This window comes from Arthrobacter sp. SDR-2R, from assembly GCF_057747955.1.
The window spans coordinates 2,572,003-2,585,004 of the sequence record NZ_CM173231.1 but is presented as its reverse complement, the minus strand read 5'-3'; the positions used below and the strand labels follow the sequence as shown (position 1 = coordinate 2,585,004).

Here is a 13,002-nt window from a genome sequence, read left to right as displayed (position 1 = left end):
CCCGCCGGGCAACGCCATAGGCGCCTGCGGAACAGCTGCACATCTTGAACATCCAGTGTCCCACGTCCGGGACGCACGGACCGCATCCGGGCAGGGCGCCGCCGGGCAGTTCCATGCCGAACCACCGCCGATAGGCTTTTCGCATGGTCATTGATCTCCGCTCCCTGGGAAACGCCGTCCGCCGCGGCCTGCGCATGCTGCAGAAACGGCGGCCCGCCCCGCCGGCCCCGGGCCCCGACCGGGACCGCCGGGCGGGGGCCATGCCTCAGGCTCCCGGCGGAGGTCCTGCCGGGTCCGGGTATCCCGGTGATTACAGCGGGCGTTCCGCCGTCCGGTATGCACCGCAGCCGGACGGCGACCCGGATCCGGGCGAGGTGGTGTGGGCCTGGGTCCCTTACGAGGAGGACCACGGCAAGGGGAAGGACCGGCCGGTGCTGCTGGTGGGGCATAACGGCCCGTTCCTCCTGGGACTGATGCTGACCAGCAGGGACAGGGTGCCTGCCGGTTCAACGTCCGGCGACTACGTGGACCTCGGTTCCGGGGACTGGGACAAGCAGGGCAGGCCCAGTGAAGTGCGCCTGGACCGTATCCTGCAGATCCGCCCTGACAGCATCCGGCGGGAGGGCGCCGTGCTGGACGCGGCGCGGTTTGAGAAAGTTGCGGCCGGGCTGCGCCGGCGACACGGCTGGACCTGACCAACCCAAATGGCCAGTGCCGCCGCTGACCTGCTATTCTTTATTGCTGTGTGTCCGTGCAGGTCGACGGTCACTGATGGCTGGCCGCCATAGGTATCCCCACGCCGCTCAGTCAAGGCCAGCCTGAAAGCCCTCTAGACCATTTCCGCATTACAAAGAGAGTTCACACGTGGCGAATATCAAGTCCCAGAAGAAGCGCATCCTGACCAACGAGAAGGCACGCCTGCGCAACAACGCAGTCAAGTCTGAGCTGAAGACGGCCATCCGCGCCGTCAACACCGCCGTTGAGTCCTCTGACAAGGAAGCTGCTACTACTGCGCTCGTTACTGCCAGCCGTAAGCTGGACAAGGCTGTCAGCAAGGGTGTTCTGCACAAGAACAACGCAGCGAACCGCAAGTCGGCGATCTCCAAGAAGGTCAACGCACTCTAAGGTTTCCAGTTCCCACGAACTGATGGTGTGGCCGGTACCGCAAGGTACCGGCCACACGCTTTTAATCGTTGCGGCCTACCTGCCCTGGACGGACATGGCAATCACCGTCACAGCGTGTTCGACGGCGTAGACGGGGTCCCGGGACAAGCCCTTGACCTGCGCATCAGCCTCCGCCGTGGCCTGGATGGACCGGACCAGGCCTTCCGGGGTCCAGCGCCGGACGTCCCGCTGTGCCTGCTCCACGAGCCAGGGCTGCATCCCGAGTTCCGCCGCGATCTGCGCGGGCGATCCGGAGGCGCCGGCCACCCGTGCGACAGTTCTTAGCTTCGAGGCGAGGGCTGCCACCAGCGGAACCGGGTCAGCACCGGTGGCAAGGGCGTGGCGCAGCGTCGACAGCGCCACGGGGGCGTTTCCTGCCATTGCGGCGTCGGCGACCTTGAACGCGGTGGCCTCGATCCGTCCGCCGTAGTACTTGTCCACGGTCTCAGTAGTGACGGTGCTCCCTGCGTCGGCAATCAGTTGCGAGCACGCCGCGGCGAGTTCCGAAAGGTCGGCCCCCACGGCATTCACCAGCGCCTGGACGGCGTCCTGGTTGATCCGCCGCCCGGCCGCCTTGAACTCCGCCATGACGAACGAGACCTTGTCCGCATCCTTCTTCAGTGGCTGGCAGTCGACGACCGGCCAGCCACCCTTCTTAACGGCGTCGAGGAGCTTTTTGCCGCGTGCTCCGCCGGCGTGCCGGAGCACGACGACGGCGTCCTGTTCCGGGTGCTGCAGGTAGGCAAGGGCATCCGCCAGGAAGGCGTCGTTCATCCCTTCCACGGCCTCCACTTCAATGAGCTTGCTCTCACCGAACAGTGAAGGGCTCACCTGCATGGTCAGGGTGCCGGCGTCATAGCCGGCGGCGTTGATGCGGCTCAATTCGACGTCCGGCGCGGCCGCCCTGACCTGGGATCGGATCCTGTCCATGGCCCTGATGCCCAGGTACTCTTCCGGGCCGCTTATCAGCACGATCGAGGCCGGGGCTACGTCCCGCCAGGAGGCTGTGTTCGACGCCGGGGAGCGTGTTGCCCGCTTTTGCGCGACGGCCATCCAAGGTCCCTTCCGGAGGTTTTATTGCAGGATCCCAGCCTGCCACGTCTGCGCCCGCGGTCCAAGCTGCCCTTGCGGCGGATGTGCTGCAGCCGCAGCTCCATCAGCCCGATCAGTGCCACCGTGACGGCGTGCGCTTTCCGGACCTGGCAGGCGAACCGCAGGGGCCGGACAACTGCCCACACGGCCGCCAGGGTAACGGTGGACAACAGCACCATCGACAGCAGCCCGGGCACTCCCTCAGGCCAGGGCAGGGCGGAGCCGGGCAGCTGCGCCGTGAACCTGGCGGTGGCGGCGACGCCGGCGCTGAACGTTCCAGCCACAGCGATCAGAAACGTGGCGGCCCACGGAAGCAGGACCACCAGCGGCACCGCTGCCGTTCCCAGCAGGGTCACCGGCGCCACCAGGGGTGACACCACGACATTGGCCAGCAGCGAATAGGTGGCGAACCGGGGCTGCAGGAGGACGATGACGGGCCCGCACAACAGCTGTGCGGACAGCGGAACCGCAACGGCGGCGGCGATCCACCGGGGCACCGCTGCGGGAATCCAGGCGACGATCCGCCGCCCCAGGAGAATGATCCCCAGCGTGGCAAGGACGGACAGCAGGAATCCGAAACTGGTGCCAAGGGCAGGCTCGGCCAGTAGAAGGCCGATGACGGCGAGGCACAGGAAGCTCAGTCCGCGCCCTGGGCGTCCGCCCGCGAGGGCGGCCACCCCGATGGCACCCATGAGAGCGGCCCGCAGGACGCTGGCGTCCGGTCCCACCAGGACTATGAAGAGGGCCAGGCCGCAAAGTGCTCCAGCCGCAGCGGGAGCACGCGGCAGCCGGCACCGGCGGCACAGGAGCAGCAAGGCCCCCAGCACCAGGCTGCAGTTTGCCCCGCTGACCGCCGTTAGGTGGGTCATGCCCACAGCCTTCATGGCGTTGTCCAGTCCCTCGTCCAGTGCGCTGGTGTCTCCGGTGACCATTCCCGGAAGGAGTCCGCGGGCATCGGGTGACAGGAAAACCGCGGCGGAAACGAAGCGCGCCCGAAGCTCCTTCGCTGCCCCCTCCAGCAGCGAGCCTCCCATGGCCTTGCCGGGGGCGGTGGAGGCGGCCAGGGTTCCCGCGTCCTGGTCCCCCGGCTCCGCCGGCCGCAGCTTTCCTGCTGCGCGCAGGGTCTGCCCCGGAACCACCCCGCCCCAGCCTTGCCCGCCCATGATGGTGAGCCGCGCCCGTGTCCGCACCAGCATGCCGCCGGTGGTCACTTCCTGCGTCCACACCGGAACTGCCCAGCGTCCCGCCGACCCGCCCGGTCCTGCCATGGCCCTTGGGTTTCCGGCCACCTCCACAATGGCGACGACGGACTTGCCGGCAGTGACCGCGTCGGCGAGGGGACCCTCGAACCGTTGGCTTGACGACGTTGCAGCGTGGGCTGCGGCGGCAGCGGCCAGCATCAGGGAGACGCCCAGGGCGGCGGGAAAGCTGCGTCCGGTGGCGCGGGGCGGCCCGGCCCGTTCCTGGTGGCCGACGGCGGGACGCGCAGTTCGTGCCGTGCGATGCCTGGCCGCGCGGGCCAGGAGGAGGCCGCCAAGTGCCGCCAGTGCGGAGCACAGTGCTGCAAGCTCCGCAGGCGGCAGCCAGAGCCCGGCCACTGAGGCGGTCCATACCAATAATGCCGGAAGGGCAAGGCGGAGGTCCGTGCGGCGTCGTGGTTCCGCGGGACTGGTATCAGCGTTTTCCTGGGCCTTGCCGCCATCGGCCACCCGCTGGCGCACGTGGTGCACGGCGCGCGTCCAGTGCCCCTGCAGCGGCCGGTGCCCGGTGGCCGGCAAGCAGGGGGTCCGTGGGTGGGCCGGTGTCGAAGGCGGAGAAGGGGTCCCGGAGGCTTCCGTTGCGCCTGGAGGCGTCGGAGCCTGTGGTTCCAGGCCGGGGCCATTCACCGCGGATTCGATGAAGCGGTGCCAGGGACTGCGCCGTTGCTTTCCGCCGCCGGGATCGGGCGCATTCCATCCCTGACCCTTGTCCCGGCCTCCCCTTCCTGAATTCGCTCCCACGGCCGTCCCTAGACCGTCACCAGCGGGAGCAAGGCCTCAAGCATCTTTGGTCCCACGCCGTCGACGGCGTCCAGTTCTTCCGCGCTCTTGAAGGGGCCGTGTTCCTTCCGCCAGTCCACGATCCGCTGGGCCAGGACCGGCCCGACTTTTGGCAGCGTGTCCAGCGTGGCAGCGTCCGCGGTGTTGAGGTTGACCTTTCCGCCGGTCTGGCCGGGTACCGTCCCCTGCTGCGCAGTGCCTGAACCAGCACCCATTGACCCAGTGCCGTCCGGACCTGCGGCACCGGCCGCGGAGGCCTGGGGTTCCCCTTGCCGCGGAACGTGGATTTTCTGGCCGTCCTCCACCACGAGGGCAAGGTTGAGCCGGTTGACGTCGGCGTCCGGAGTCGCACCGCCCGCCGCAGCGATGGCGTCGTCAACGCGGCTGCTGTGCGGCAGCCGGATAACACCGGGTCTGGCCACGGCGCCAACAACGTGCACCACCACCGTCCCCGCTGGCGCGGAGCCGCCCTGCCCGCTGCCGGAATCCGGTGGGGCTGGGGCCCCGCCCTGGACGGAACCACTGTCACCGGCCGCTGCTGATGCGCCGCCGGAACCGGTGCCGCCCAACGGCAGGACCTGGGGCGCGGCCGCCCCGGCCTGCCACCAAAACCAGGCTCCCGCGGCCACGGCCAGAACAGCCAGCAGCACGGCGACGCGCAGCCCCACCCGCCACCGGAGCGAAGGCGCCACACCGGAACCAGCTCCGGAGCCACTGCCGGGTTTGTCTCCGCCCGCGTCACCGGAACCCCGGTACTCAAAACCGTCGGGGCCGGCCCCGTCCTGCAGGAGCCCGGAAGGTCCCTCCCCCAGGGTGGCATGGAGCCTCGCCCTCACATGGCGCGCCTGCTGACCTGCTGCTCCAGCATCCCGGCGTGACATAGCTCCACCCTAGGAACACGGTCCGCCGACCGGCAGCCGGCAAAGAGGCTATGTGGAAAGGTGCGCTTCGGCGCCCGGTCCGCCGTCCGTCCCCCCATCGGCGGCCGTCCTGCCCACGATGACCGCAAGGACGCCGAGGCCCGCATGGGCAGCGAGGACTGCCGGGAGGGAACTGATCTGGGCGGGCGGGCATTCGGGAAGTGCCGCTTCCAGCCGCGCGGCCAGGCTCTCCGCCTCTTCGGAGTTCCCGAAATGATGGACGGCCAGGCGCACGGCCTCTCCCGGACGCGCCGCCGCTTCGGCCACCACGATTTCCTCAAGGCGCGCCACGGCCCTGGCACCTGACCGCACCTTCTCCAGCGGGACGATCCTGCCGCCGTCGACCGCAAGGATAGGTTTGATGGCAAACATGGTGCCCAGCAGCGAGGCCGCGGCGCCGATCCGTCCGCCCCGCCGCAGTTGTTCCAGGCTGGGGACGTAGAAGAAGACCTTGGTGCGGGCTGCCTGGGCCGCTGCCGCGGCAGCAACCCCGGCATGGTCGGCGCCGGCGGCGGCTGCCTCCACGGCAGCCTGCACGGCCATCCCCTGTGCCATGCCCACGGTTCGGGTATCCACCACCTCCACGGGGATCCCCACCTTTGCCGCAGCAAGCCGGGCCGCGTCGGCAGTGCCGGAAAGTTCCCCGGAGATATGGACGGAAACGACCGCCTGGAATCCCCGGAGTTCGGCCGCGCGGTACGCCTGCTCAAATTGGCCCGGTGACGGCCTGGATGTTTTGACCTGCGTTCCGGAGGCCAGCGCCACGGCGATGGTCTCGAGGATGTCGTCTTCACCCTCGCCGTAGATTTCCCGGCCCACCATGACGGGCATGGGTGTCACGGTCAGGATGCCGTCCCGCGGCAGCCTGCCTGCATAGTCCGCAGGCAGGGCGGCAGCGGAATCAGTGACGACGGCTGTGCGCACCTCAGCGCTCCCGGCCGCCCGCCGCGTCCCCGGACGCGCCCCGGGACGGAGGCCTGACAGCCGTGCACGGACCCATGGCCAGGCAGCGGCATTACTGTCGGGCAAGGGGCCTCCTGGAGACGGTGTCCGGATCAGTCAGCACCGGCCGCCGGAAAACTTCCGGCGGCCGGTGCGTGCTGCAGGGTGCAGCGCTTATGCCGGGACGATGTTGACCAGCTTAGGCGCACGGACGATGACTGTCCTGATGCCGCGGCCGTCAAGGGCGCGCTGGACGTTGTCGGACGCCAGGGCCAGCTCGCGGAGCTGATCCTCGGAGACGTCCGGGGACACCTCAAGCCGGTCACGGACCTTGCCCTGCACCTGGACAACGGCGGTGACCGTGTCCTGGACCAGGAGCGCGGGATCGTGGGCGGGCCAGCCTGCGTTGGCCACCGACGCCGGGTGGCCCAGCAGGTTCCACATGTCCTCGGCGGTGTATGGCGCGAAGAGGCTGAGGATCACGGCGACGGCTTCAGCGGCTTCGCGGACCGCCGGATCCGCCGCCCCTGCGCCGGAGTCAATGGCCTTGCGGGTGGCGTTGACCAGCTCCATCAGCTTGGCCACCACCACGTTGAACTTGTTGGCGTCCAGCAGTTCAGCGGCGTCCGCGATGGTGCGGTGCGTTACCGACCGCAGCGCGCGGTCGCCGGTGGTGGCGTCCACGCCGGGCCCGCTGGCCACGTCCTGCGCCAGGCGCCAGGCGCGGGCCAGGAATTTCGCCGAGCCCGACGGCGAAACATCGGCCCAGTCGACGTCGTCCTCCGGCGGGGAGGCGAAGATCATGGTCAGCCGGACCGCGTCCACGCCGTACTTGTCGAGCTGCTCGCCGAGGTCCACGCCGTTGCCCAGCGACTTGCTCATGGCTTTGCCGCCGTTGAGTACCTGGCCCTGGTTCAGCAGGGCGCTGAAGGGTTCGTCGGCGTCGATCATGCCCAGGTCGTGGATGACCTTGGTGAAGAAGCGGGCGTACAGCAGGTGGAGGATGGCGTGCTCCACACCGCCGACGTACTGGCCCACGGGCATCCAGTCGTTGATCTTCTCCGGATCGAAGGGGCCCCCGGTGTAGTGCGGGGAGACGAAGCGCAGGAAGTACCAGGAGGAGTCGACGAACGTGTCCATGGTGTCGGTGTCCCGCTTGGCAGGGCCGTGGCAGGTGGGGCATTCGACGTTGACCCAGGACTCGGCCGCGGCCAGCGGCGAGGTGCCCTTCGGGGCCAGGTCCTCGCCGCGGAGGTCCGAGGGAAGGGTCACGGGCAGCTGCTCATCGGGAACGGGGACTTCGCCGCAGGACGGGCAGTGGATGATGGGGATGGGGGTGCCCCAGAACCGCTGCCGGCTCAGGAGCCAGTCGCGGAGCCGGAAGTTCACGAACTTCTCGCCGGTGCCCTGCCGCTCCAGGATGGTGATGGCCGCCGGGATGGCCTCGGCCTTGGGCAGTCCGTCGAGCTCGCCGGAGTTGATCAGGGTGCCCTCCCCCGAGGTGGCGGTGCCCGAGACGGCGGGATCCTCTTCGCCGGTGTCCAGGACGGCGCGGACCGGCAGGTTGAACGCGCGGGCGAAGTCGAGGTCCCGCTGGTCATGCGCGGGCACGGCCATGATGGCGCCCGTGCCGTAGTCGGCCAGGACGTAGTCGGCAGCCCAGACCGGCAGTTTTTCGCCGTTCAGCGGGTTGATGGCGTAGCGGCCGGTGAAGACACCGGTCTTTTCGCGCTCGGTGGACTGGCGTTCGATCTCGGAGAGCGCCTTGACCCGTTCACGGTATTCGTCCAGGGCAGCTGCGTGGTCGTCCGTGACAAGTTCGACGGCGAGCGGCGCGTCGGCAGCCACAACGAAGAAGGTTGCCCCGTACAGGGTGTCCGGGCGGGTGGTGAAGACCGTGACCTCCTTGGCGGGCTTGCCGCCGTCGGCCTCGATCACGAAGTTGACGTGGGCACCCTCGGACCGGCCGATCCAGTTCTTCTGCATGGCCAGGACGCGCTCGGGCCAGTGGCCGCGCAGCTCGTCCATGTCATCCAGCAGGCGGTCCGCGTAGTCGGTGATCTTGAAGTACCACTGGTTGAGCGACTTCTTGGTCACGGTGGTGCCGCAGCGCTCGCAGGCGCCGTTGACCACCTGCTCGTTGGCCAGGACGGTCTGGTCCTTGGGGCACCAGTTGACCGGGGAGTTCTTCCGGTAGGCCAGCCCGCGCTCGTAGAAGCGCTTGAACAGCCACTGGGTCCAGCGGTAGTACTCGGGGTCGGAGGTGTGGAGGCGGCGCGACCAGTCGGCGGAGATGGCGTACCGCTTGAAGGACGCTGCCTGGGTGTCGATGTTGGCGTAGGTCCACTCGCTGGGGTGGGCGTTGCGCTTGATGGCAGCGTTCTCCGCGGGCAGGCCGAAGGAGTCCCAGCCGATGGGGTGCAGGACGTCGTACCCCTTCTGGCGCAGGTAGCGGGCCACGACGTCACCCATGGCGAACGCTTCGGCGTGGCCCATGTGCAGGTCACCGGACGGGTACGGGAACATGTCAAGCACGTAGCGGCGCTCCCGGGACCCGTCATCCACCGGGGTGAAGACCTTGAGGTCCTCCCACACCTGGGGCCATTTGGCCTCCATGGCGGTGAAACTGTAGGTGCCCTCCTCAGGCTCCGCCGATACTGTTGTTGCTGTTCCGGTCTCTGTCTCCGGCTGAACGCCCACTGCTGCCCTCTTCTGTTCTGTTACGGCATCGGTGCTGCCATAACGGCCTGATCCTCCTGCTGCCGGCCCGGCGCCATACCCCGGACACACAAAAGCCCCTCGCCAAGGGAGGGGCTGCCGCTCAGCTATCCGATATCCGGAGCCGGCGGCTAACTAAGCAGAAGGATCGCACGCATGGCTCTACTTTAGCGCACCCCCAGTGTAAACAAGTGCCGGATTACCGCCCAGCCGATGAGGGCACACGCCGGAGCCCGCATCCCCCTAAAGCCACCACCCCCCGAATTGGGTGCTCCCCCTACTGCCGGAGCCGCAAAGTTGAGGGGCTAAGTACTCTTGCCAAGTTATGCTCTGCGGTCCACAGTGATGGCAAGTCTGCGGGGTACTGAACGGTCTCAGGTCGAGGAGCCCGAAATGTGTTCTTGGCGTAGATTTCCCGCACGACAACTGGCGGACAGCAGCTTCGCCCCCGCAAAAGTAAAGGTCCGCACCGAAGCTCCCGGGTTGTGGGCCAGGCAATCACCGTGGTACTGGTCATGACCGCCATAATTCGCTGGGCTGTCCAGTTCCGGTTGTTGGTCCTGGCATTGGCTGCGGGAATTCTCGCTTTTGGGTTATCAAGTTTGCCGGGCATGTCCGTTGATGCCTATCCGGAATTCGCCCCGCCGCAGGTGGAGATCCAGACGGAGGCCCTGGGGCTCTCGGCCGCCGAGGTGGAACAGCTCGTCACCTCCCCGATGGAGGCCGACCTGCTGAACGGCGTTGCCTGGGTGGAGGCGATCCGATCCAAGTCCCTCCCCGGGCTGTCCTCGATCCAGATGGTCTTCAAGCCGGGGACTGACCTTTTCCGGGCACGCCAGCTGGTCTCTGAGCGCCTTACCCAGGCCCGCGCACTGCCGAACGTGTCAGCAGCGCCGGTCCTCATGCAGCCGCTCTCATCCACCAGCCGGGTGATGATGATCAAGCTCACGTCAAAGGACATGTCGGCCATCGACATGTCTGTCCTGGCCCGCTGGACGATGAAGCCAGGCCTCCTGGCGGTGCCTGGTGTCGCCAACGTGGCCATCTGGGGCCAACGGGATCAGCAACTGCAGGTCCTGGTGGATCCGGGTCAGCTTGCAGCCAAAGGCGTCACGCTGGACGATGTCATCAAGACCACCGGCAACTCAGTATGGGTATCACCGCTGAGCTACCTGGAGGCCTCCACCCCGGGAACGGGCGGCTTCTTCGAGACCGGACACCAGCGGATCGGCGTCCAGCACGTCCTGCCAATCACCACTCCCCAGGACCTGGGTCAGGTTCCATTGGACAGTCCGGCGGGGAACCTCCTCCTGAAGGACGTCGCCACGGTTCAAACGGACCACCAGCCACTGATCGGCGATGCCCTCCTGAGCAAGGAAACCGAGCTCCTCCTGGTGATCGAGAAATTCCCCGAGACCAACACCATGGACGTGACGCGGGGCGTGGACGAGGCACTGCGCGCACTCCAGCCGGGCCTGCCCGGGGTACAGGTGGACACCACCGTTTACCGACAGGCGTCCTTCATCGAGGAGGAAGTCGGCGTAATCGGCGTCGGCCTGCTCATCACATTGCTGGTCATCGTCGCGATGTTCTGGGCGTTCTTCCGGTCATGGCGTGCCGCTGTCATCAGCCTGGTCACCATCCCGGTGGCACTCACCGCGGCGGCCCTTGTCCTGTACTGGCGCGGGGTCGGGATGAACTCCATGGTGTTCGCGGGCATGGTGCTCGCCCTCGCGGTTATCGTGGGCGACGTCGCCGAGGACCTCAGTGGGGTGGTGGCGGCGAACCTTTCCGCCAGGAAACGCGGGGACGCGCTGCACGATACCCAGCGGGGCTCGGGCCTGATTCCGGAGGCCCTTCGCTCGGTTCGTACTCCGATTCTCTACTCGCTGTTGATCATGGCGCTGGCCACGATGCCGGCATTCTTCTTCACAGGTGAGAATGGAGCCCTTTTCGGTCCACTTGTCCTGGCCTACCTGCTTGCCCTGGCAGTCTCGATGATCGTGGCGCTGGCCGTCACAGCCGCGCTGGTGTTCGTCCTCCCCGGAGCGTTGAACGCGCCGCGGGAACGCCGGTCGCTGAAGCGGCTCGAGGTGGGCTACGGCCGGCTCCTGGTCCGCCTGAGGGGAGGGGCTAAATGGATGTTCGCTGCTTCCGCCGTTGTGGCGCTGGCGGGGCTGGCCTTGATGCCCCAGCTGGCAGCCGGCCACCCCGTGGTGCCGGTAATGGCGGACAAGACCCTGGTGGTGCACTGGAGCGCGATCGCTGGTACCTCGGACCAGGAAATGAGCCGGATCACGGAGGCGGCGGCGGGCGAGCTGCGCGGCGTGCCCGGCGTGGCCAATGTGGGAGGCCACGTTGGCCGGGCCATCACCTCCGACCAGGTCGGTGACGTAAGTTCGGGTGAACTTTGGGTCAGCGTGGCACACGATGCGTCCTTCAGGGATACTGCTGCCGCCGTCAAGCAGGTCATTGCCGGCTACCCCGGGCTGACCAGCAAGGTATCGACCTATCCCCAGGAGCGCCTCGACGCGATCCGGGACGCTGCGGACAGCGGATTCGCCGTCCGGGTCTACGGCCTGGACCCCGCGATCCTGCGGCAGAAGGCGTCGGAGGTGCAGCAGATTCTGGAACACACCGCCGGCATTGCGAACGCCCATGTTGACGTTCCCCCCGAGCAGCCCATTGCCGAGGTCACGGTTGACCTTGCCAAGGCGCAGAAGGCCGGCGTCGCCCCCGGGGATGTTCGACGCGCTGCGGCCGCCTTGGTGCAAGGTATCGAAGTGGGCAACCTCTACGAACAGCAGAAGGTCTTCTCGGTCATCGTCAAGGGGGTCCCGTCCACGCGGAACAGCCTGGACAGCGTTCGTGACCTGATCATCGACACCCCCAGCGGCGGGCATGCCCGCCTGGGCGACGTCGCCCAGGTCAATATGGTCGGAAACGAGTCCGTCATACTTCACGATGACACCTATCGCCGCCTTGACGTGAAAGCCGACATCCAGGGCCGGCCCCTGAGCGACATCCAAAACGACATTAATGCGGGCCTCCAAAAGATGCAGTTCCCGATGTCGTACCACGCCGAAATCCTCACGCAGTATGCCCAGCAGCAAAGCAACATCCAGTGGCTCTGGTTGCTCGCAGCGATTGCCGCGGCGGGCATCCTGGTTCTTCTGCAGACTGCTGCCGGAAGCTGGCGGCTCGCCGTCCCGCTCGCCCTGTGCCTGGTCCTTTCGCTCTCCGGAGGCGTGCTTGCCGCCCTGGTTACCGGGGCGGTAAATTCCCTGGTCGCACTGGTGGCGTTCGCCGTCGTGCTGGGGATCGCGGCCCGGGGCACCCTGCTGATGGCGGAACGCGTCCGGACACTACAGGCCCGGGGCGGTGAAATGCCGATGCCTGGCCTGGTGGTCCATGCGGCGAGGGACAGGCTGGGTCCGACGTTGATGTCGGCCGGGATGACGGCACTTGCACTTGTGCCCCTCGTCCTGTTCGGCGGTGTGGCAGGAACGGAAATCATTCAACCGCTTGCCGTGATCATCTGGGGCGGCCTGCTGACCTCCACCCTGTCCACCCTGTTTGTGGTACCCGCCGTACTGCTCGCCTTCGCGCCGAAGGCACCAGCACACAGCGCCGGCCACGCCATCTATGAACCTACTGAAAACCAGGTTGTGTGATGAAATCAATTCCAGCAGGGCCTGCCAGGAAGCACGCAGCCCTCATTATCGCGGCGTTCCTGTCACTCCTGGTTGCAGGGTGCGCACAAGTGTCCGAAGCGGCGTCAGCCAACGACCCGGCGGCTATTGCCACGGTGCCGGGAACGGACCTTCACCGCATCACGCTCACCGATCACGCTGTCCAACGCCTCGGGCTTACCACCGTCCAGGTGGCGACGGACCCCCAGACCGGGAAGCTCACCGTCTCCTATGCGGCCATTCTGTATGACAGCACCGGCAAGACCTGGGTGTACACCAACCCCGAGCCCCTGGTTTACGTCCGCGCGCCAATCACCGTCGAACGCATCAACGCCGATGTTGCGCAGTTGGGCGACGGGCCGCCTCCCGGCACAACGGTGGTGACCACGGGCGCTGAGGAGCTTTTTGGCGCGGAATTCGACACGGCCCAGTGAC

Annotated in this window: 9 protein-coding genes; 4 read left to right on the top strand and 5 right to left on the bottom strand. The window is 67.4% G+C overall.

Annotation, left to right across the window (positions count from 1 at the left end):
- The first annotated feature begins 143 nt into the window (after positions 1–143).
- Positions 144–695 carry a type II toxin-antitoxin system PemK/MazF family toxin gene (locus AC3ANU_RS12030; protein WP_018769281.1) on the top strand — a complete coding sequence of 184 codons (552 nt, stop codon included), beginning with the start codon at positions 144–146 and terminating at the stop codon, positions 693–695.
- Between the two features lie 169 nt (positions 696–864).
- Complete coding sequence (gene rpsT, locus AC3ANU_RS12025) at positions 865–1,125, top strand: 30S ribosomal protein S20 (protein ID WP_018769282.1); 261 nt, start codon at positions 865–867, stop codon at positions 1,123–1,125.
- A 75-nt stretch (positions 1,126–1,200) separates the two neighbouring features.
- Here rpsT and holA read toward each other — a convergent pair whose 3' ends face one another.
- The 5 genes from holA to leuS form a co-directional block, all read right to left on the bottom strand.
- A complete protein-coding gene (gene holA, locus AC3ANU_RS12020) occupies positions 1,201–2,217 on the bottom strand; it encodes a DNA polymerase III subunit delta (protein WP_478223348.1) in 1,017 nt (338 codons plus the stop codon).
- Positions 2,151–4,034, bottom strand: coding sequence for a ComEC/Rec2 family competence protein (locus tag AC3ANU_RS12015; protein WP_488314593.1), 1,884 nt, complete (start codon positions 4,032–4,034; stop codon positions 2,151–2,153). The genes holA and AC3ANU_RS12015 overlap by 67 nt, the downstream gene beginning before the upstream one ends.
- A 230-nt stretch (positions 4,035–4,264) precedes the next feature.
- Positions 4,265–5,176 (bottom strand): ComEA family DNA-binding protein, encoded by a 912-nt coding sequence (locus AC3ANU_RS12010; protein ID WP_488314592.1) that lies wholly within the window; start codon positions 5,174–5,176, stop codon positions 4,265–4,267.
- Between the two features lie 48 nt (positions 5,177–5,224).
- A complete protein-coding gene (locus tag AC3ANU_RS12005; protein WP_026265768.1) occupies positions 5,225–6,244 on the bottom strand; it encodes a DegV family protein in 1,020 nt (339 codons plus the stop codon).
- Positions 6,245–6,331: 87 nt separating this feature from the next.
- Positions 6,332–8,857: a leucine--tRNA ligase gene (leuS, locus tag AC3ANU_RS12000; protein WP_056390433.1), complete on the bottom strand. Its 2,526-nt coding sequence runs from the start codon at positions 8,855–8,857 to the stop codon at positions 6,332–6,334.
- A 533-nt stretch (positions 8,858–9,390) separates the two neighbouring features.
- On the opposite strand from leuS, the gene AC3ANU_RS11995 reads away from it, so the two are divergent.
- Both AC3ANU_RS11995 and AC3ANU_RS11990 read left to right on the top strand, forming a co-directional pair.
- Entirely contained in the window at positions 9,391–12,549 is a 3,159-nt protein-coding gene (locus AC3ANU_RS11995; protein ID WP_056390830.1) for an efflux RND transporter permease subunit, read from the top strand.
- Complete coding sequence (locus AC3ANU_RS11990; RefSeq protein WP_018769288.1) at positions 12,549–13,001, top strand: efflux RND transporter periplasmic adaptor subunit; 453 nt, start codon at positions 12,549–12,551, stop codon at positions 12,999–13,001. The genes AC3ANU_RS11995 and AC3ANU_RS11990 overlap by 1 nt, the downstream gene beginning before the upstream one ends.
- Position 13,002 lies beyond the last annotated feature (1 nt).

Excerpts from the sequence above, each read along its gene's own strand:
- AC3ANU_RS12030 (WP_018769281.1), top strand. The coding sequence starts at position 144 with ATGGTCATTGATCTCCGCTCCCTGGGAAACGCCGTCCGCCGCGGCCTG.
- holA (WP_478223348.1), bottom strand. The coding sequence starts at position 2,217 with ATGGCCGTCGCGCAAAAGCGGGCAACACGCTCCCCGGCGTCGAACACA.
- AC3ANU_RS12010 (WP_488314592.1), bottom strand. The coding sequence starts at position 5,176 with ATGTCACGCCGGGATGCTGGAGCAGCAGGTCAGCAGGCGCGCCATGTG.
- AC3ANU_RS11995 (WP_056390830.1), top strand. The coding sequence starts at position 9,391 with ATGACCGCCATAATTCGCTGGGCTGTCCAGTTCCGGTTGTTGGTCCTG.
- AC3ANU_RS11990 (WP_018769288.1), top strand. The coding sequence starts at position 12,549 with ATGAAATCAATTCCAGCAGGGCCTGCCAGGAAGCACGCAGCCCTCATT.